Annotated in this window: 16 protein-coding genes; 14 read left to right on the top strand and 2 right to left on the bottom strand. The window is 71.7% G+C overall.

Annotated elements, in window-relative coordinates:
• Positions 1 to 1,278: glutamyl-tRNA reductase (locus tag DW299_RS11090; RefSeq protein WP_136036610.1), on the bottom strand; the 1,278-nt coding region annotated here is incomplete at its 3' end.
• 73 nt (positions 1,279 to 1,351) lie between these two features.
• Here DW299_RS11090 and hemE point away from each other — a divergent pair.
• The 11 genes from hemE (at position 1,352) to DW299_RS11035 (ending at position 10,723) form a co-directional block, all read left to right on the top strand.
• Entirely contained in the window at positions 1,352 to 2,374 is a 1,023-nt protein-coding gene (hemE, locus tag DW299_RS11085; protein ID WP_136036609.1) for a uroporphyrinogen decarboxylase, read from the top strand.
• Positions 2,375 to 2,413: 39 nt separating this feature from the next.
• Complete coding sequence (locus tag DW299_RS11080; protein WP_136030739.1) at positions 2,414 to 3,982, top strand: protoporphyrinogen/coproporphyrinogen oxidase; 1,569 nt, start codon at positions 2,414 to 2,416, stop codon at positions 3,980 to 3,982.
• Positions 3,983 to 4,167: 185 nt separating this feature from the next.
• Entirely contained in the window at positions 4,168 to 4,578 is a 411-nt protein-coding gene (locus tag DW299_RS11075) for a hypothetical protein (RefSeq protein WP_136036608.1), read from the top strand.
• Position 4,579: 1 nt separating this feature from the next.
• The gene (locus DW299_RS11070; protein WP_136030735.1) at positions 4,580 to 4,987 is read left to right on the top strand and encodes a phage holin family protein; all 408 of its coding nucleotides are present in this window, start codon (positions 4,580 to 4,582) and stop codon (positions 4,985 to 4,987) included.
• Complete coding sequence (locus DW299_RS11065) at positions 4,974 to 5,246, top strand: hypothetical protein (RefSeq protein WP_136036607.1); 273 nt, start codon at positions 4,974 to 4,976, stop codon at positions 5,244 to 5,246. Before DW299_RS11070 ends, DW299_RS11065 begins: the two co-directional genes overlap by 14 nt.
• 67 nt (positions 5,247 to 5,313) lie before the next feature.
• Positions 5,314 to 5,991: a hydrogen peroxide-dependent heme synthase gene (hemQ, locus tag DW299_RS11060; protein ID WP_240745380.1), complete on the top strand. Its 678-nt coding sequence runs from the start codon at positions 5,314 to 5,316 to the stop codon at positions 5,989 to 5,991.
• A 7-nt stretch (positions 5,992 to 5,998) separates the two neighbouring features.
• Positions 5,999 to 7,000: a hydroxymethylbilane synthase gene (gene hemC, locus DW299_RS11055; RefSeq protein ID WP_136036605.1), complete on the top strand. Its 1,002-nt coding sequence runs from the start codon at positions 5,999 to 6,001 to the stop codon at positions 6,998 to 7,000.
• The gene (locus tag DW299_RS11050; RefSeq protein ID WP_136030727.1) at positions 6,997 to 7,794 is read left to right on the top strand and encodes a uroporphyrinogen-III synthase; all 798 of its coding nucleotides are present in this window, start codon (positions 6,997 to 6,999) and stop codon (positions 7,792 to 7,794) included. Before hemC ends, DW299_RS11050 begins: the two co-directional genes overlap by 4 nt.
• Positions 7,791 to 8,768, top strand: a complete 978-nt coding sequence (gene hemB / locus DW299_RS11045; RefSeq protein ID WP_136036604.1) for a porphobilinogen synthase — start codon at positions 7,791 to 7,793, stop codon at positions 8,766 to 8,768. The genes DW299_RS11050 and hemB overlap by 4 nt, the downstream gene beginning before the upstream one ends.
• A gap of 98 nt (positions 8,769 to 8,866) precedes the next feature.
• The gene (gene hemL, locus DW299_RS11040) at positions 8,867 to 10,189 is read left to right on the top strand and encodes a glutamate-1-semialdehyde 2,1-aminomutase (protein ID WP_136036603.1); all 1,323 of its coding nucleotides are present in this window, start codon (positions 8,867 to 8,869) and stop codon (positions 10,187 to 10,189) included.
• An 84-nt stretch (positions 10,190 to 10,273) separates the two neighbouring features.
• Positions 10,274 to 10,723 carry a hypothetical protein gene (locus DW299_RS11035; protein ID WP_136030722.1) on the top strand — a complete coding sequence of 150 codons (450 nt, stop codon included), beginning with the start codon at positions 10,274 to 10,276 and terminating at the stop codon, positions 10,721 to 10,723.
• Between the two features lie 62 nt (positions 10,724 to 10,785).
• On the opposite strand, the gene DW299_RS19400 is transcribed toward DW299_RS11035, so the two are convergent.
• Positions 10,786 to 13,416: an ATP-binding cassette domain-containing protein gene (locus DW299_RS19400; protein WP_205814374.1), complete on the bottom strand. Its 2,631-nt coding sequence runs from the start codon at positions 13,414 to 13,416 to the stop codon at positions 10,786 to 10,788.
• A 110-nt stretch (positions 13,417 to 13,526) separates the two neighbouring features.
• On the opposite strand from DW299_RS19400, the gene DW299_RS11025 reads away from it, so the two are divergent.
• From DW299_RS11025 to DW299_RS11015, 3 genes are all read left to right on the top strand, one after another.
• Positions 13,527 to 14,588: an enoyl-CoA hydratase/isomerase family protein gene (locus tag DW299_RS11025; RefSeq protein ID WP_136036602.1), complete on the top strand. Its 1,062-nt coding sequence runs from the start codon at positions 13,527 to 13,529 to the stop codon at positions 14,586 to 14,588.
• 234 nt (positions 14,589 to 14,822) lie between these two features.
• Positions 14,823 to 16,550 (top strand): ABC transporter ATP-binding protein, encoded by a 1,728-nt coding sequence (locus tag DW299_RS11020; protein ID WP_136036601.1) that lies wholly within the window; start codon positions 14,823 to 14,825, stop codon positions 16,548 to 16,550.
• The coding region (locus tag DW299_RS11015; protein ID WP_136036600.1) for an ABC transporter ATP-binding protein at positions 16,547 to 18,779 on the top strand (2,233 nt) is incomplete at its 3' end. The genes DW299_RS11020 and DW299_RS11015, both read left to right, overlap by 4 nt.

The raw sequence follows: 18,779 nt of genomic DNA, 5'->3' as shown, positions 1-18,779 counted from the left end.
CTCGGCGGCGGGGGCCTCGGGGCTGAGGCCGTACAGGGCGGACAGCGCGGCGGCGAACTCGTCGGCCCTGCCCTCCGCGGCGAGCTCGTGGGCGCGGACGGTCGGGGTGTGCAGCAGCACGCCGACGAGGTGCCGCAGCGCCTGCTCGACCTTGCCGTCCTCGTCGCCGCGCGCACGGGCCCGGTCGATCTCGGTGTCGAGCAGCGAGAAGATGTGCGACCGCAGGGCCACGACCGAGGGGGTCACGCTCTGGCGGGCACCCACGACGTGGAAGGTGTCCGCGGCCTCACGCACGACGGTGCGGGCGGCGTCGGTCGCCTGCAGCTCCTCGAGCGGCGCGTGCAGGCGGATGGTCTCGAGGTCGAGCAGCGCCACGCCCTCCAGGGTCGCGACCGCGGGGTCGACGTTGCGCGGCATCCCGAGGTCGACGACCAGCTGACTGTGCGAGCCCACCGGGCATCCGGCCGCGGCGAGACCGACGGGGAGCTGCAGGTGCTCCGGTCCCAGCACCGGTTCGGTGGCGGACGTGCAGGTGATGAGCAGGCTGGAGTGTGCGGCTGTGCGGGCGTAGTCCGCGGCTGCGACCGCGCGGATGCCGTGCTTCGCCGCGAAGATCTCGGCCCGACCGGAGGGCGAGTACACGGAGATGTCGACGGCGCCGCGCTCGCGCAGCGTCGCGAGGGTCACGGCCGCGTAGGCGCCGGTGCCCACCAGGAGCACGCGCTCGGCGGACCAGTCGGCGATGCGGCTGTCGGCCAGTTCGAGTGCCAGGCGCACGAGCGAGCGACCGGCGCGCCCGAGCGCGGTGACGTTCTTGACCTTGCGCTGCGCCTGGCTCGCGCGCTGGAAGAGGCGCTCGAGCTCGGGGGAGGTGGTGCCGTCCTTGCGGGCCGACTTCAGGGCCCGGCGCACCTGGCCGGCGATCTCGCCCTCACCCGACACGACCGACTCGAGGCCGGAGGCGACGGAGAACAGGTGCTCGGCCACCCGGCGCCCGGCGTGGACGGTATAGGCGCCGTCGAGCTCGGCGGCCGGGATGCCCGTGGCGGACTCGACGGCTTCGAGCACCGCCTCGACGCCGATCGCGCCCGCGGCGGTCATCGGCTCGTCCATCTCGACGTACGCCTCGAACCGGTTGCACGTCGCCAGCACCACGGCACCCTGCACGCACGGCGTCATGCCCACCAGGGTGGGGGCGACATCGTCGGGGGTTCGGCTCAGGCGTTCGAGCAGTTCGAAGGAGGCGGTCTTGTGACTCGCCGTCACACACAGCAGCACCCCTCGATTGTACCGGAGCGTTCGGACAGGCGGACTCGGCGGCCCCATAACCGGGCAATGGAAGGATGGGGGCATGGCCCTTTCCGACGCTCCGCTGCTGCGCGCCCTCACGGGCGACCGCCCCGACACGACGCCCGTCTGGTTCATGCGGCAGGCCGGCCGCTCGCTGCCCGAGTACCGGGAGCTGAGGGTGGGCACACGGATGCTCGACGCCTGCCTCACGCCCGACCTCGCGGCGGAGATCACCCTGCAGCCGGTGCGGCGGCACGGTGTGGACGCGGCGGTGTTCTTCAGCGACATCGTGATCCCGCTGCGCCTCGCCGGCGTCGAGGTGGAGATCGAGCCGGGGCGCGGGCCGGTGTTCGCGAACCCCGTGCGCACGAGGGCCGATGTCGAGCGGATCACCGCGATCGACCCGGAGTCGCTCGACGGCACGGCGATCGCGGAGGCGGTGGGCATCGTCGCGGTGGAGCTCGGCGACACCCCGGTGATCGGCTTCGCCGGCGCGCCCTTCACGCTCGCGGCCTACCTCGTCGAGGGCGGCCCGTCGAAGGAGCACCTGCGGGCACGCGGCATGATGCACGCGGACCCCGACGCCTGGCACCGTCTGGCGGGGTGGCTCGCCCGCGTCTCCCGACGATTCCTGGAGACGCAGCGCGACGCGGGTGCCGCGGTCGTGCAGCTCTTCGACAGCTGGGCCGGCTCGCTCAGCCCCGCCGACTACCGCACGTTCGTGGCGCCGCATTCGACCGCCGCGCTCGACGGCATCGGTGTCCCCACCATCCACTTCGGCGTCGGCACCGGCCCGTTCCTCGCCGACATGCGCCTCGGCGGCATCGCCGACGGGGTCGGCGTGGACTGGCGTCTTCCGCTCGACGAGGCCGCGGCGATCCTCGGACCGGACACGAGCGTGCAGGGCAACATCGACCCCGCGCTGCTCGGGGCGCCGTGGCCCGTGCTGGAGGCGCACGTGCGCGACGTCCTGGAGCGCGGTCGTGCGGCCCGCGGGCACATCGTCAACCTCGGTCATGGGGTGCCGCCCGAGACCGACCCCGACCAGCTGACGCGCATCGTCGAGCTGGTGCACGGCGCCTGAGCACGCGTCGCCCCCGGGCGCGGTGGAAGGATGGACGGCATGAGCCCTGACCCCTCCGGTGCACACCCGTCCGCGGCCGAGCCGGCCGACCTGGCCGCACGCGCCGCGGAGAAGCACGTCGTCGTGATCGGCGGGGGCATGGGTGGTCTCGTCGCCGCCCGCGAGTGCGCCAAGGTCGGCATGCGGGTCACGGTGCTGGAGGCTGCCGAGGCGCTGGGCGGTGCCCTGCGTCGCGTGGAGCTCGACGGTGTGACGCTCGATGCGGGCGCCGAGAGCTACGCGACCAGGGGCGGCCTCGTCCGCGCCCTCGTCGACGAGCTCGGACTCGCGGATCGGGTCGTGCCCCCTCGCGCGGGCGGCGCCTGGCTCTCCGGCATCCCCGGCACGGGCGCGGCGCCGCTCCCGGTGGGCGGGGTCCTCGGCATTCCCGGCAACCCGTTCCAGGACGACGTGCGGCGCATCATCGGATGGTCGGGCGCATGGCGCGCCTACCTCGACCGCGTACGGCCGCCGCTGACCATCGGCCACGAGCTGAGCCTCGGGCGGCTCGTCGCCTCCCGCATGGGCCCGAAGGTGCGCGACCGCCTGGTCGCCCCGGTCACGACGGGCGTGTACTCCGCGTCGCCCGACGACGTGGACATCGACGTGGCCGCCCCGGGGCTGAACGCCGCCCTGACCCGCGTCGGCTCGCTGTCCGGCGCGGTGCTGGCGCTGCGCGGGAACGGCGGCTCCGGTGGGGCGAAGGCTCCGGGTGCCGCGGTGGAAGGCCTCCGTGGCGGCATGACCGTGCTGGTGGACGCGATCGCCGACGACCTCGCCCAGCTCGGGGCGACCGTGCGCACGGGAGTGCGGGTGCTCTCGGTCGTGTCGGAGGACGGCGGTTGGCGGGTCACGGCCGCGACGCAGCTCGACACCCCGACGCAGACGCCGGAGCCGTGGGTTGCCGAGTCGGAGCCTCTGGCCGACGCCGTCGCGGTGACGGACGAGCCGGTGGAGGAGCTTCTCCGTGCGGACGCCGTGATCGTCGCGACCGCGGAGTCCGTGGCGCGCGAGCTGCTCGCCGACGCGGTGCCGGCGCTCGCTCTGGCCGAAGCGGCTGCGTCCCCGGAGATCGAGATCGTCACGCTGCTGCTGGATGCGCCGGCTCTGCGCAGCGTGCCGCGTGGAACCGGCGTGCTCACGGTGCCCGGGAGCCACACGGCCAAGGCGCTCACCCACTCGACGGCGAAGTGGGAGTGGGTGCGGGAGGCCGCGGGCGACAGGGAGGTCGTGCGGGTGTCGTTCGGCGCGCAGGGGGAGCCCGCGGCCACCGCCGCCCTCGACGACGCGGCGGCGATCGACCTCGCGCGGCGGGAGGCGGCCGCGCTGCTCGGCGTACCGCTGGAGCCGACCCAGGTGATCGCAGGGCACCGTGGACGGTTCGTGCAGTCGCAGCCCGCGTCGCTCCTCGGATCGGGGGCGCGGCGCCAGGCCGCGCGCGATGCGATCCAGGCGATCCCCGGTCTGGCGGTGGTCGGTGCCTGGGTGGCCGGGACCGGCCTCGCACAGGTGGTCCCGGATGCCACGGAGGCGTCCGATCGCCTGCGTCGCGCGCTCCTGTGGGACTGATCGGGCGACCTCCGCGCACCACGAAGCGCACAAGCGTGAGTGACGAAGGACCCGCTGTCAACCCTCTCCGGGATTGATGCCGAAATCGGCATACGGGGTTACGCTGGGTACCTGATCGCGGCGGAGACGTCGGCGATCGGCGTCCGAACCGGACGACCACCGCCGGAACAACGTGAGGAGACCCCATGAAGGGGAAGATCGGACTCGTCGTCGGACTCGGCGTCGGCTATGTGCTGGGCACCCGTGCCGGACGCGAGCGTTACGAGCAGATCCGGACGCAGTGGCTCAAGGTCTGGAACACGGATCCCGTCCAGGACCAGGTGGAGAAGGTCAAGGACTTCGTCGGCGACAAGGCCGCGGCCGTCCCGGGTGCCGTGTGGACGGGCGCGGTGAAGATCGTGAAGTCGGTCACGGGCAACGGCACTCCCGGCCAGAAGCTCGACGCCGTGATCGCGTCGGGCAAGGAGGCCGCCGAGGAGGTCTCGGAGGCGGCGGAGGACGCGGTCGACGAGGTCAAGGAGCGTGCCGCTGCGGCTGACAAGCCCGCTGCGAAGAAGCCCGCGACGAAGCCGGCAGCGCAGAAGTCCGGCGACTGACATGCCCCGCGGATACCGGGATCGCGCCGACGACAGTCTGCTGACCCTGCTCGGGGATCTGCCCGAGCTGGTCACCAACCTCGTGAAGGCGGAGATCGACGCCGCCAAGGCGTGGGTCTCGCGCACGGCGAAGGATGCGGGGATCGGCTCGGTCTGGTTCCTCGTCGCCCTGTTCTTCCTGTTCTGGGCCGTGCCGGTGATCCTCGTGTTCGCGATCGCCGGCCTGTCGTCGTGGTGGCCTGTGTGGCTGTCGGCGATCGCCGTGTTCGGCATCCTGATCCTCGCCGTGCTGCTGTTCGCGCTGCTCGGCATCCTCAAGTTCCGCAAGGTGCTCAAGCGCCAGAACCCGGCGCAGGCCGTGGCCGAGGACATCCGAATCGTGAAGGAGGCCGGCGATGAGCACCCCTGAGTCGCTGCCGCGCACCGCCGTCCCCGCGGGCATCGTCGATCCCGTGACGTCGGCTCGCGCCGAGCTGAAGGCGGCGCTCGCCGCGATCGAGATCAAGGGCAACATCCCGCGCCGGGTGGAGAAGGCGTCGGCGCGTGCCGCGGTCAAGGCACGCGCGTTCGCCGATCGGAACCCGGTGGGCGCGGTCGCCGCGGCCGTCGGGATCGCCGCCGTCGTCGGCGGCGCCGTGTGGGCGATCGCTCGGGCCATCGCACGCTGACGGTCGGCCGTTCCTCGCGGTATTCCCCTGATTAGGGGCTTCTCCGTGAAAGGGGCAGACTGGGATCATGTCCGAAGTGCGCGAAGAGAACCCGTCCGGCTTCACCCTCTGGGCTGTGTGGCGACGCAATCCCGATGTTCCCGTGACCGAGAACGACGCCACGGAACTCGAGTCGATCGTCTCGCACATCGAGGACTCCGGCGTCACCGTCCGTGGCTTCTACGACGTCTCCGGGCTGAAGGCTGACGCCGATCTGATGGTGTGGCTGCACGGCGACACCGCCGAAGAGCTGCAGAAGGCGCTGCGCCGCCTCCGTCGCACGGAGCTGCTGCGCTCGCTGCTGCCGGTGTGGAACGTGATGGGCGTGCACCGCGACGCGGAGTTCAACCGCTCGCACGTGCCGGGGTTCCTCCGCGGCGTCGCACCGAAGGACTGGCTCTGCCTGTACCCGTTCGTCCGCACCCCGGAGTGGTACCTGGCGCCGGAGGCTGACCGCCGCGCGATGCTCGCCGACCACGGGCGCAAGGGCGCTGCGTTCACGGGCGTCATCGCGAACACCGTCGCCGCGTTCGCGCTGGGTGACTACGAGTGGCTGCTGCCGATGGAGGCCGACGACGTGACCGACCTGGTCGACATGATGCGCGACCTCCGTTACACCGAGGCGCGGATGTTCGTGAAGGAGGAGGTGCCCTTCTACACGGGGCGCCGTCTGCGCTTCGACGAGATCGCCGACGTGCTGCAGTAACCGCAGCATGAGCACCCCCATCCGTCTCGGCACCCGACGCAGCGCGCTCGCGCAGGCGCAGTCGGGCCATGTCGCCGCCGCCCTCGAGAAGGTCACGGGGCGTGCCGTCGAGCTCGTCCCGATCACCAGCGAGGGCGACACCAATCGGGCGTCGCTGTCGGAGATCGGCGGTCTGGGCGTCTTCGCGACCCGGCTGCGCGAGGCTCTGCTCGCCGGCCGTTGCGACTTCCTCGTGCACTCCCTCAAAGACCTCCCGACCGCCGTGCCGGAGGGTCTCGTGATCGCCGCGACGCCCCGCCGAGAGGATGCCAGGGACGTGGTTCTCACGCGTCACGGCGCGCCCCTGCACGAGCTCGGCTCGGGCAGCACCGTCGGCACGGGCTCGCCGCGACGCATCGCCCAGGTCCGGCGCCGGGCACCGCAGGCGGAGGTCGTGGACATCCGCGGCAACGTCGACTCCCGGCTCGCGCGGGTGGCCTCGGGCGAGCTCGACGCCGTGATCCTCGCGGCCGCCGGCCTGTCGCGTCTGGGGACCGACTCGCCGCTGAAGCGCGAAGAGCTCGGGCTCGCGGAGTGGCCGACCGCGCCGGGACAGGGGTCGCTCGCGGTGGAGACCAGGGCGGACGCCCCGGAGGAGCTGCGGGAGGCGCTCTCCGCCCTCGACGATCACGACACCCGACTGGCCGTCACGGTCGAGCGCGCCATTCTGGAGGGACTCGATGCCGGGTGTCAAGCCCCCATGGCGGCGCACGCACGCGTCGAGGGCGCCGAGATCCGCATCAGGACGGTCGTGTACGCCCCGGACGGGGGTCGGCGGATCGGGCTCGACGTCACGGAAGCCCTGAACGGGGAGTATATTCATCGGAACGGCAGTGGCAATGGAGCGGATGCTGCCGATGGTGCAGGCCCGATGCACGCAGCGCGCGAGCTCGGGCTCGCTGTTGCCCGTCGGCTGCTCGATCAAGGGGCGGCCGACCTCGTCCCCCGAGAGCACCCCGATTTCTCATGACCACATCCGAAACCAAGCAGGACCGACCGCTGGACGGCTGGCGCATCCTCGTGCCCCGTGGCGGGCCCTGGGGCGACAGTGTCGCCGCGAGCCTGCGTGCCCTGGGCGCCGTGCCGGTCGTCGCCCCGCTCATCAACTTCGCCCCCACGACCGATCAGGACACGCTCGACCGCGCGCTGGAGCAGCTGGCCGCCGGTGAGTTCGACTGGCTGACGGTGACGAGTGCGACCACGGTCGACGTGCTGTTCGCGCATCGCGCGGTCGTGCCCAAGTCCACGAAGATCGCGGCGGTGGGCGAGACCACGGCCGCAGCGCTCCAGGCCGTGGGCTACGAGGTGGCGCTGGTCCCCGAGCAGGACAACTCGGCGCAGGGCATGGCTCAGCAGCTGATCGCGCTCGAGCAGGAGCCCCGGCGCATCCTGGCGCTGCGCAGCGAGATCGCGAAGCCGGTGCTGAGCATCATGCTGTCCGAGGCCGGGCACGACGTGCACGGTGTGGTCGCCTATCGCACGGTGGGCGTGCCGGTCACGGAGCGCATCCGTCGCGATGTGGAGAACGGCCGCATCAACGCCATCCTCATCACGAGCGGTTCGGTGGCGGAGCAGGTGCGCGAGCAGTTCCCCGACATCCCGGACGAGACCCTGCTCGCCGCGATCGGCCCGCGCACCGCGAAGGATGCCGAGCGTGCCGGTCTGCCGGTGTCGGTGGTGGCCGATCGGCAGACCATCGACGCGTTGATCGATGCCGTGTCCCAGTTCACGCTTCCGCACGCGGCGGACGAGTTCGCGCCGTGAGCTTCCCCGACATCCGCCTCCGTCGGCTGCGCCAGTCCCGCGCTGTCCGCGACCTCGTGCGCGAGACCTCGCTCGAGCCCCGTCAGCTCGTGCTTCCGCTCTTCGTGCGCGAGGGACTGACCGAGCCGGCGCCCATCGGCTCGATGCCCGGCGTGGCGCAGCACTCGCTCGACTCGTTGCGCGCCGCCGCCGTCGAGGCGGCCGAGGCCGGCGTCGGCGGGGTCATGCTGTTCGGTGTCCCGGCGGTGCGCGATGCGGTCGGCTCCGGAGCGGACGATCCGCGCGGCATCCTGAACGTCGCGACCGAGGCCCTCGCGGCCGAGGTGGGCGATGCGCTCGTGGTGCAGACCGACCTCTGCCTCGACGAGTTCACCGATCACGGGCACTGCGGGGTGCTCGCGGCGGACGGCTCGGTCGACAACGACGCGACCCTCGAGCGCTACACCTCGATGGCGTTGGCGCAGGCGCGGGCCGGGTCGCAGCTGCTCGGGCTGTCCGGCATGATGGACGGCCAGGTCGCGGTGATCCGCCGGGCGCTCGACGCCGAGGGCTTCACCGACACGCTGATCCTGGCGTACGCGGCCAAGTACGCGAGCGCCTTCTACGGCCCGTTCCGTGAGGCCGTGGACTCCCAGCTGACCGGCGACCGGCGCACGTATCAGCTCGATCCGGGCAACCGCCGCGAGGGCGTGCGGGAGGCGCTGGTCGACGAGCAGGAGGGCGCCGACATCGTCATGGTCAAGCCGGCGATGGCGTTCCTCGACGTGCTGCGCGAGGTGCGCGACGCCGTGACCGTGCCCGTGTGGGCGTATCAGGTGTCCGGCGAGTACGCGATGGTCGAGGCCGCCGCGGGCAACGGCTGGATCGACCGCCGGGCGGCGATCCTCGAGTCGCTGCTGTCGATCCGGCGCGCGGGCGCCGACGCCGTGCTGACCTACTGGGCGACCGAGGCCGCCCGCTGGCTTCGCGGCTGACCGCCCCGCGGCGTCACCGCGCGGAATCCGGCGTCGGTACGGCGGGTTAGCCTGGAAGGGATGCCCGGGAGAGCTCCGCGCATCACCGAGGAGCTGCCATGACCGACCGCAATGACGACCTGTTCTCCGCTGCCCGCGCTGTGATCCCGGGTGGGGTGAACTCGCCGGTGCGCGCCTACGGCTCGGTGGGCGGGACGCCGCGGTTCCTCGCTTCGGCGAAGGGAGCGACCGTCACCGACGCCGCCGGCCGAGAGTACGTCGACCTGGTGGCCTCGTGGGGCCCGGCGCTGCTGGGCCACGCGCAGCCCGAGGTGGTCGCCGCCGTGCAGGACGCCGCAGCGCGGGGTCTGTCGTTCGGTGCCCCGACCGAGGGCGAGGTCGAGCTGGCCGCGCTGATCGCCGACCGGGTGCGATTCGGCGACATCCGACCCATCGAGCGCGTGCGCCTGGTGTCCACGGGGACCGAGGCGACCATGACCGCGATCCGACTCGCCCGTGGCGCGACCGGTCGCGACCTGCTGGTGAAGTTCGCCGGGCACTACCACGGCCACTCCGACGGGCTGCTGGCCGAGGCGGGGTCGGGCGTCGCCACGCTCGCGCTGCCCGGATCCGCCGGGGTGCCGGCACCCATCGCCGCACAGACGCTCGTCATCCGCTACAACGACCCCGAGGCGCTCGACGCGGTGTTCGCCGAGCACGGCCAGCGCATCGCCGCCGTGATCGTCGAGGCGTCCGCGGCGAACATGGGCGTGGTCCCCCCGCGGCCCGGGTTCAACCGCCTGATCGCCGACACCGCACACGCTCACGGCGCGCTCATGATCCTGGACGAGGTGCTGACGGGCTTCCGCGTGCACCCCGCGGGGTTCTGGGGTCTGCAGGCCGCGGCGGGCGAGGACTACCTCCCCGACATCATCACGTTCGGCAAGGTCGTGGGCGGTGGCATGCCGCTGGCCGCGCTCGGCGGTCGCGCCGAGGTCATGGACCTGCTGGCTCCGCTCGGCCCGGTGTACCAGGCGGGCACGCTGTCGGGGAACCCGCTGTCGGTCGCCGCGGGTCTGGCCACGCTGCGCCTCGCGACGCCCGAGGTCTACGCCACGGTCGACGCCGCGGCGACCCGGGTGGCGACCGCGCTCGACACCGCCCTCAGCGACGCGGGCGTGACGCACGCGGTGGCGTCGGCCGGCAACCTGTTCAGCGCCTCGTTCCGCGCCTCGATCCCGCGCGACTACGCCGAGGCGCAGGCGCAGCAGTCGTTCCGTTACTCGGCGTTCTTCCACGCCATGCGCGAGCACGGTGTCGCGCTTCCGCCGAGCGTCTTCGAGGCGTGGTTCCTCACGGCGGCGCACGGTGAGGACGAGTTGCAGCGCATCGAGGCGGCGCTGGCGTTCGCGGCCCAGGCCGCGGCAGACGCCCGGCCCTGATGTATCCGTGCCCACAACGGATCGTTGCTTTCCTGTGAGCAACTTCCAGCCAACCGGGAGCGCCGCGCTGGCAGACTAAGGGGCATGGTGACGTTGCTGCTGGACCAGACGCAACTCGAAGTCGTGCTCTCGCCCATCGAACGTGCCGCCACCTTCCACCGTGAGAACGTGCGGATCCCGCGCGACACCATCACCAAGGTGCAGCTGACCGACGACGCCTGGACCTGGCTCCGCGGTGTGCCGAACCCCGGGACCCACATTCCGACCGTGCTCGCCGCCGGCAGTTGGAAGGCCGCCGGAACCCTCGACTTCGTGCTCATCCGGCGGCGTCGCCCGAGCGTCGTGATCGACCTCGAGGGCGACCCGCAGTACAACCGGCTGATCCTCACCACGCGGCACGGCCTCGCACTCACGCAGGCGCTGCGGCTCGAGGTGTCGGACGAGCCGGCGAGCGTCGAGGAGATCGTCGCCACCGCACCGACGCCCGTGTCGAAGGGCAGCCGTCGTCCGGTCATCCGCCCGCGGCCGGCCTAGCAGCCCCACGAACGACAGACGCCCTCCCGGCCGTAGCCGGGAGGGCGTCTCGTGTCTCGGGCTCAGCCGCGGTGCTCGTCGCCGTCGGTGTGCTGCTCGCGATCGTGCCCGTCGTGATCGTGCGCGTCGCTCTGCCCGTCGTCGTGACCGGGGCCTTCGCTCTGCCCGTCGTCGTGACCGTGGCCCTCGCGGTCGCGGTCGTCGTCGCTGTGCTCGTCGCTGTGCTCGTCGCTGTGATCGCCGCTGTGCTCGCCGTCGTGCTCGTCGCTGTTCTCGCCGCTGTGCTCGCCGTCGTGCTCGCCGCTGTGCTCGTCGTCGTGCTCGCCGCTGTGCTCGTCGTCGTGCTCGGGCACCGCGTGTCCCTCGCTCTCGTGCCCCTCGCCGTCCTGCACCTCGGCGACACCGTCGTGGGGCTGGTGGTGCGCGTCGGCGGTGCCGTGGTCGTCCTGACCATCGGTCGCGGTGTCGCGCGCGAGCGGGACCGTGTCGATCACGCCGGTGGTCGCGACGCTCCAGTGGGCCCCGGCGTCGTGCGTCTCTCCCGGCGCGCCGGTCGCGGGCACGCTGTCGGCGGTGCTCAGCGGGTAGTCCCGCGGCTCGTCCTCGTAGTACGCGCGTGCGGCGGCGGAGAGCAGGGAGCTGACGGCGGCCGCGCGGGGGTCTTCGTCCTCGTCCGGGGTCGCGGCTCCGTCCGTGCCGCCCGCCTCGAGCGGCGCCTCCTCGCCATCGCGGTCGCCGTGGTCGGCCTCGTCGGTCTCGTCCGCCTCCTCGGCGTCGTCCAGCTCGGCGAAGAACTCGATGCCCGCGGGGTCTTCCTCGATGGACTCGTCATCGGCGGTGATCACCGGCTCGTTGTCCGCCGGAGCCGGATCTGCGGCGGGCTCGTCGGACGCGATTCCGGTGTCGTCCGCCGGCGCCTCATCCGCCGAGCTCTCGCTGTCGTGGGCGTCATCGACGGAATCCAGCGCGGACTCCTGATCGTCGGCGAGGGGCTCGTGGCCCGCGGGCTCGTCTACCGGAGTTCCGTCTGCCCCGGTTGCGTTCTCCGGAGTCTCGTCTGCCTCGGTTCCGTTCTCCGGGTCCTCGTCCGCCCCCTCCTCGGTCGGTGCGGAACCGGTGCTCCACGCCGAACCGCCCGTTGACTCCGCGTCGTCCGAGCCGATCGGGACATCACCCTCGGAGTCCTGCTCGTCGCTGGACACATGCTCCGGGGACGCGCTGTGGTCGTCGTCGGTGGACTCCGGCGTCGTCGCGAACAGCTGTGCGAGGCTGCGTCGGGTGGGCCGCTCGGTCGGCTCATCCTCCTGGACCGGCGCGGTGCCGCCGAACAGGATCTCGTCGAACGAGGTCGCCGTCTCCGCGCGCGACTCGGACAGGGAATCGCCATCGCCGATCCGCGCCGCGTCCTCCATCGTCACGGGACGCACGTCTTCTTCCACCGGGACGACCGCGACCGGGCCGGTGGCCGCCGTGACCTCCGCCACGGTCTCGATCACGTCGGAGTCCTCCGTGTCGGCGGCGACGAGGTCTTCCGACGCGGGCTCCGCGTCGGTCGACTGCTCGTCCACGTCGTCGTCTTCCGCCGTGGCGTCCGTCGGCTCGGGCACGGTCTCGGTGGTGAGGTCGTCCGCGAGAGCGGCCGCACCACCGGCAGCCAGAGCCGATGCGGCCGCACCGGCGCCCGCTGTCGCCACGTCGGCGGAGGAATCGCTCGCCTCATGGTTCGTATCGGTCGCTGCCGTCTCGCCCGGCGCCGCCCCGCCCGCAGCGGCCGCGGTCGTGTCCGCCGCTGTGCCGAAGCGACCACCGCGCATCAGATCGATGAAGACGTCTTCCAGCGTGGGCCCGCGCTGCACGAGGGTGCTGAGGGCGATGCCGGCCTCAGCGGCCACGGCACCCACCGTGCTCGCGTCGGCTCCGCGCACGGTCAGCCCGGAGCGCAGCACCTCGATGTCGAAGCCCGCCGCCACCAGCGCCGTCGTGAGGCCGGGACGATCCACGGAATCCACGATGACAGAGCCGCCGGCCGGGTCGGCCAGGGTCTCGATGCCGCTGGACAGCACCAGCCGTCCCTTCGACAGCACCAGCACGTGGTCGGCCACCTGCTCGATCTCGCTGAGCACGTGCGACGACACCAGGACCGTGCGCCCCTCGTCCGCGAGACGGCGCATGAGCAGACGCATCCAGCGGATGCCCTCCGGGTCGAGGCCGTTCGCCGGCTCGTCGAAGACCAGGGCACCGGGGTCGCCGAGCAGCGCGTGCGCGACGCTCAGCCGCTGCCGCATGCCGAGGGAGAAGCCGCCGATGCGGGAATCGGCCTCGCTCTCCAGGCCCACGAGCGACAGGACCTCGTCGACGCGGGACAGGCGGATGCCGTTGGCCTTCGCGGCGATGGTCAGCTGCCGGCTGGCCGTGCGGCGAGGGCGGTAGACCGTCTCCTCCAGCACGGAGCCGATCGTGCGCAGCGGCTGGCGCAGCTCCGGATACGCGACGCCGCCGATCGTGGCGGTTCCCGACGTGGCACGCACCTGACCGAGCAGGATGCGGAGAGTCGTGGTCTTTCCGGCGCCGTTGGGACCGAGGAAGGCGGTCACGGCCCCGGGCTCGACGCGGGCGGAGAAGTCCGAGACGGCGGTCACCTCGTTGAAGCGCTTCGTCACATTCGTGAACTCGAGCACCTGTCCTTCAGGCATCCGGCACCTCTCGTCGCGATGAACAGTTCCCCCTATCCTGCCGGAAAACCGCCCCGGAACCCGCATTCCGTGCGGAATTCCACCCCTGGTGAGAAGGTAGCCTGGCACCCGTGACCGATACCTCTGCCGCCCCCCGTGTCCTCGTCCGCACGGAAGGAGCGCTCGGACGGCTCACCCTCAATCGCCCCGAGGCGATCAACGCGCTCGACGAGGACATGATCGCCGAGATCACCCGGGCGCTGGTGGCGTGGCGTGACGACTCCGACGTGCAGATCGTGCTGATCGACGGCGAGGGCGAGCGCGGCATGTGCGCGGGCGGCGATGTGCGCCGCCTGCACGAGCAGATCGTGTCCGGTCACCCCGAGCGGTCGGCCGAGTTCTTCCGCGCCGAGTACGCGATGAACGCGATGATCGCCGAGTACCCCAAGCCGGTCGTGGCGCTGGCCGACGGCATCACGATGGGCGGCGGCATCGGGCTCGCCGGGCACGCGGCCATCCGGATCGTCACCGAGCGGTCGAAGCTCGCGATGCCGGAGACCCGCATCGGCTTCACTCCCGACGTCGGTGGCACGTGGCTGCTCGGGCGGGCGCCGGGACGGTTCGGCGAGTACTTCGGGCTGACCGGGGCGACCATGAGCGCCGCCGACGCGGTGTACCTCGGGTTCGCCGACCACGTGGTGCCCTCCGACCGCCTCGACGCCCTGCGCGACGCGCTCGCGCACCGCGCCGACCCGACGAGCCCCAGCGAGATCGTGCTGCTGTTCGACGAGACGCCGGAGCCGTCGGCCCTCCCGGCATCGCGCGCCTGGATCGACGAGGCGTTCTCCGCGCCGACCGTGCCCGAGATTTTGGAGCGGCTGCACGCGCAGGGCACGACCGAGGCCGCAGCCGTGGCCGATCTCCTCGAAGGTCTCGCGCCGACCGGGCTGGTCGTGACGCTCGACGCCGTGCGTGAGGCGCGGGGGCTGCCGGGACTGCGCGCCGCGCTCGAGGGGGAGTACCGACGGGTGCTGTGGTTCGTCAACGAGCACCCGGACCTCGTGGAGGGCATCCGCGCGCAGCTGGTCGACAAGGACCGCAACCCGAAGTGGCAGCCGGCGACCCTCGCCGAGCTGCCGGCGGACGCGGGTGCGCCGGCCCGCGACTACACGCCGCAGCCGCCGTTGTTCTGAGGGGCGGCCCGCTCGCTGACGCGGGCGGCGATCGGGCAGGCTTCCGGCGGGCCCTTCTTCGTCACCGTGCAGAAAAGTGCTGATCGCACGGGATGCGGTTCGCTGTGAGCGAAGGTCCGCCCCCAGGGGGATACGAATGTCCCCGCTTCGTGGCACGCTGTCCTATGGCCGGTCGTCGGTCGGCATCCGTCTGCCGGGAGATCCGCCGCCTCCTCCTTCCTAGAAAGTCCGCCTGTGCTGGGAAAAATCCTCCTCCGCTATCTGTCCCGATATAAGTGGCTCCTCGTGGCCGTGCTGGTCTTCCAGCTCGCCAGCGCGGCTGCCACCCTCTACCTGCCCCGCCTCAACGCCGACATCATCGACAAGGGCGTCGCGCAGGGCGACACCGCCTACATCTGGCGCACCGGTCTGTTCATGCTCGCGGTCTCCCTGGGCCAGATCGTCGCCTCCGTGATCGCGACCTTCTTCGCCGCGCGCGCGGCGATGGGCGCGGGTCGCGACATCCGTGCCGACGTGTTCGGCAAGGTCAGCGGCTTCTCCGAGCGCGAGGTGTCGCAGTTCGGCGCCGGCTCCCTCATCACGCGCAACACCAACGACGTGCAGCAGGTGCAGATGCTGGCGATGATGGGCGCGACCATGCTCGTCACCGCGCCGCTGCTCGCGATCGGCGGCATCATCTTCGCCGTGCAGACCAACGCCGGGCTCAGCTGGCTCATCGCCGTGTCGGTCCCCGTGCTCCTGCTCCTCGCGGCGCTCGTGATCGGCCGCATGGTGCCGCTGTTCCGCAGCTACCAGGGCAAGCTCGACAACGTCAACCGCATCATGCGCGAGCAGCTCACCGGCGTGCGCGTCGTCCGCGCGTTCGTGCGCGAGCGCATCGAAGAGGAGCGCTTCCGCGGAGCCAACACCGACATCATGGTCGTCGGCCGCAAGGTCGGCTCGCTGTTCGTGCTGCTGTTCCCGCTGTTCATGCTCATCCTCAACGTGACCGTGGTCGCCGTGATCTGGTTCGGCGGCATCGAGGTCAACAACGGCACCGTGCAGGTGGGCACGCTGTTCGCCTTCATGCAGTACATCGGCCAGATCATGGGCGGCGTCATCATGGCCAGCTTCATGGCGATGATGATCCCGCGCGCCGCCGTCTCGGCCGAGCGCATCGGCGAGGTGCTCAACACCGAGTCGACCATGACGCGCCCCGCGAACGGCGTCACCGAGTTCCCGACGCCGGGTGCGGTCGCGTTCGACGACGTCGCCTTCACCTACCCGGGCGCCGACGCGCCCGTGCTGACCGGCATCAGCTTCGCGGCGCAGCCGGGTGAGACGGTCGCGATCGTGGGTTCCACGGGTGCGGGCAAGACCACGCTGGTCTCTCTCATCCCGCGTCTGTTCGACGTCTCGAGCGGCTCGGTGCACGTGGGCGGCACCGACGTGCGCGAGGCCGACGTGGAGGCGCTGTGGGACAGCATCGGTCTGGTGCCGCAGCGTCCGTTCCTCTTCACCGGCACCGTCGCGTCGAACCTGCGCTACGGCCGGGAGGACGCGACCGATGAGGAGCTGTGGCACGCGCTCGAGATCGCCCAGGGGCGTGACTTCGTGGAGGAGATGCCCGACGGGCTCGAGTCCCGCATCGCCCAGGGCGGCACGAACGTGTCGGGCGGCCAGCGCCAGCGCCTCGCGATCGCGCGGGCCATCGTGCACCAGCCGAAGGTGCTCGTGTTCGACGACTCCTTCTCGGCGCTCGACCTGACCACGGACGCGCGACTGCGGCAGGCGCTGTGGCGCGAGCTGCCGCACGTCACGAAGATCGTGGTCGCCCAGCGTGTCTCCACCATCACCGACGCCGATCGCATCGTGGTGCTCGAGGGCGGCACGATGGTGGGCGTCGGCACGCACGAGGAGCTGCTGGAGACCAGCGGCACCTATCGAGAGATCGTCGAGTCGCAGCTGGGGGTGGACGCATGAGCGCGCAGGACGACAAGCGCACCGCCGCGCCGAAGCGCGGACGGGGAAAGGGCCCGGCGCAGACCGAGGAGCGCGAGCTCACGGCGGAAGAGCAGTACGAGGCCGAGCTCGCGGAGCAGGCACGGCAGAACGGCGGCGGCTGGGACAGCGTCGCGCCGGGCAAGGCCGACAACTTCGGGCCGAGCTTCGCCCGCATGATCGGACTGCTCAAGCCCTCGGCCGTGTGGTTCGTGTTCGTGTCGATCCTCGGGGCCCTGGGCGTCGTGCTGACGGTCGCAGCTCCCAAGGTCCTGGCCGAGGCGACCAACATCGTCTACCGCGGCTTCATCTCCATCCAGCTCGGCCAGCCGAACGGCGACTTCCCCGGCTTCCCCGCCGGAACGTCGCAGGACGTGGTGGTCGATGCGCTGCGCGGAGCGGGGCAGGACGACTTCGCCAACCAGGTCGGCGCCCTCGGCGACTTCCGGGTCGGCGACGGGATCGACTTCGATGCGCTGCGCTGGGTCATCGCCGCCGTCCTCGCGATCTACGTGGTGGCCGCGTTCCTGAGCTGGCTGCAGGGATACGTGATCAACGTCATCATGGTGCGCACCATGTGGCGCCTCCGCGAGGCCGTCGAGGCGAAGATCAACCGGCTGCCGCTGTCGTACTTCGACAGGGTGCAGCGCGGCGAGCTGATCTCCCGCGTCACGAACGACATCGACAACATCACCCAGACGATGCAGCAGTCCCTCTCCGGGGCCCTGACCGCCGTGCTCACCGTGGTCGGCGTGCTGGTGATGATGTTCTCGATCTCGTGGCAGCTGGCACTGGTGGCCCTGGTCGCGCTGCCGCTCATGGGCGTGATCTTCGGCGTCATCGGCCCGCGCTCGCAGAAGGCCTTCGGCACCCAGTGGCGCAAGGTCGGCCGCCTCAACGCCCGCGTCGAGGAGGCCTTCTCCGGGCACGCGCTCGTGAAGGTGTTCGGTCGGGAGCAGGACGCGCTCGACAAGTTCAAGGCCGAGAACGAGGAGCTGTTCCAGGCGAGCTTCAAGGCGCAGTTCCTGTCGGGCATCATCATGCCCGCCATGACCTTCGTCGGCAGCCTCACCTACGTCGGCATCGCGGTGCTCGGCGGCCTCATGGTCGCGAACGGTCAGCTGCGCCTCGGCGACGTGCAGGCGTTCATCCAGTACTCGCAGCAGTTCACGCAGCCGCTGTCGGAGCTGGGCGGCATGGCAGCGGTCGTGCAGTCCGGCACGGCGTCGGCCGAGCGGGTGTTCGACCTGCTCGACGCCGACGAGCAGGAGCCCGACGAGGCCGACGCCCCGCGGCTCGGCGACGGCAAGGGCGTGATCGAGTTCGAGAACGTGTCCTTCTCCTACACGCCGGAGCGACCGCTGATCACCGACCTGTCGTTCCGGGTGGAGCCGGGCCAGACGGTCGCGATCGTCGGGCCGACCGGCGCGGGCAAGACCACGCTGGTCAACCTGATCATGCGGTTCTACGAGCTCAGCGGCGGGCGCATCACGCTCGACGGTCAGGACATCTCGCAGATCACGCGCGACGACCTGCGCTCGCGCACCGGCATGGTGCTGCAGGACCCGTGGCTGTTCGCCGGGAGCATCCGCGAGAACATCCGCTACGGTCGCTCGACCGCGACCGACGAGGAAGTTCTCACCGCCGCCAAGGCCACGTACGTCGACCGGTTCGTGCACGCCCTCCCCGAGGGCTACGACACCGTGCTCGACGAGGATGCGTCCAACGTGTCGGCCGGTGAGCGGCAGCTGATCACGATCGCGCGCGCGTTCGTCGCCCAGCCGTCGATCCTCATCCTGGATGAGGCCACCTCGGCCGTCGACACCCGCACCGAGCTGCTGCTGCAGCACGCGATGGCCGCGCTCCGCCAGGGGCGCACGTCGTTCGTGATCGCGCACCGCCTGTCCACCATCCGCGACGCCGACCTCATCCTCGTGATGGAGCACGGCGACATCGTGGAGAAGGGCACGCACGACGAGCTCATCGCCGCGCAGGGCGCCTACTGGCGGCTGTACCAGTCGCAGTTCGAGCAGGCCGCGACCGACCTCGACGCGGAGGAGGCCCTCACGGGCTCCACGCCCCTGGTCGTCACGGGGGAGGCCGCCGACGAGACGGCACGGGAGCAGGCCGACGACGCGATCGCCGGAGCCTCGGTCGGGGCGAACGTCCCGGCCGCGGAGGCCGCGGCCGCACGAGCGCTGCTCGATGACG

Origin of the sequence: Microbacterium sp. K35 (assembly GCF_004794375.1) — a bacterium.
In the GTDB taxonomy this organism is placed as follows: domain Bacteria; phylum Actinomycetota; class Actinomycetes; order Actinomycetales; family Microbacteriaceae; genus Microbacterium; species Microbacterium sufflavum.
Note: the sequence above shows the minus strand (reverse complement) of the source record. Positions and strands in the feature narration are given on the sequence as shown.

Coding starts and splice junctions, on each gene's coding strand:
- hemC (WP_136036605.1), top strand. CDS start 5,999: ATGAGCACCCCCATCCGTCTCGGCACCCGACGCAGCGCGCTCGCGCAG.
- hemQ (WP_240745380.1), top strand. CDS start 5,314: ATGTCCGAAGTGCGCGAAGAGAACCCGTCCGGCTTCACCCTCTGGGCT.
- hemL (WP_136036603.1), top strand. CDS start 8,867: ATGACCGACCGCAATGACGACCTGTTCTCCGCTGCCCGCGCTGTGATC.
- DW299_RS11050 (WP_136030727.1), top strand. CDS start 6,997: ATGACCACATCCGAAACCAAGCAGGACCGACCGCTGGACGGCTGGCGC.
- DW299_RS19400 (WP_205814374.1), bottom strand. CDS start 13,416: ATGCCTGAAGGACAGGTGCTCGAGTTCACGAATGTGACGAAGCGCTTC.
- DW299_RS11080 (WP_136030739.1), top strand. CDS start 2,414: ATGAGCCCTGACCCCTCCGGTGCACACCCGTCCGCGGCCGAGCCGGCC.
- DW299_RS11075 (WP_136036608.1), top strand. CDS start 4,168: ATGAAGGGGAAGATCGGACTCGTCGTCGGACTCGGCGTCGGCTATGTG.
- DW299_RS11065 (WP_136036607.1), top strand. CDS start 4,974: ATGAGCACCCCTGAGTCGCTGCCGCGCACCGCCGTCCCCGCGGGCATC.
- DW299_RS11035 (WP_136030722.1), top strand. CDS start 10,274: ATGGTGACGTTGCTGCTGGACCAGACGCAACTCGAAGTCGTGCTCTCG.
- DW299_RS11070 (WP_136030735.1), top strand. CDS start 4,580: ATGCCCCGCGGATACCGGGATCGCGCCGACGACAGTCTGCTGACCCTG.
- hemE (WP_136036609.1), top strand. CDS start 1,352: ATGGCCCTTTCCGACGCTCCGCTGCTGCGCGCCCTCACGGGCGACCGC.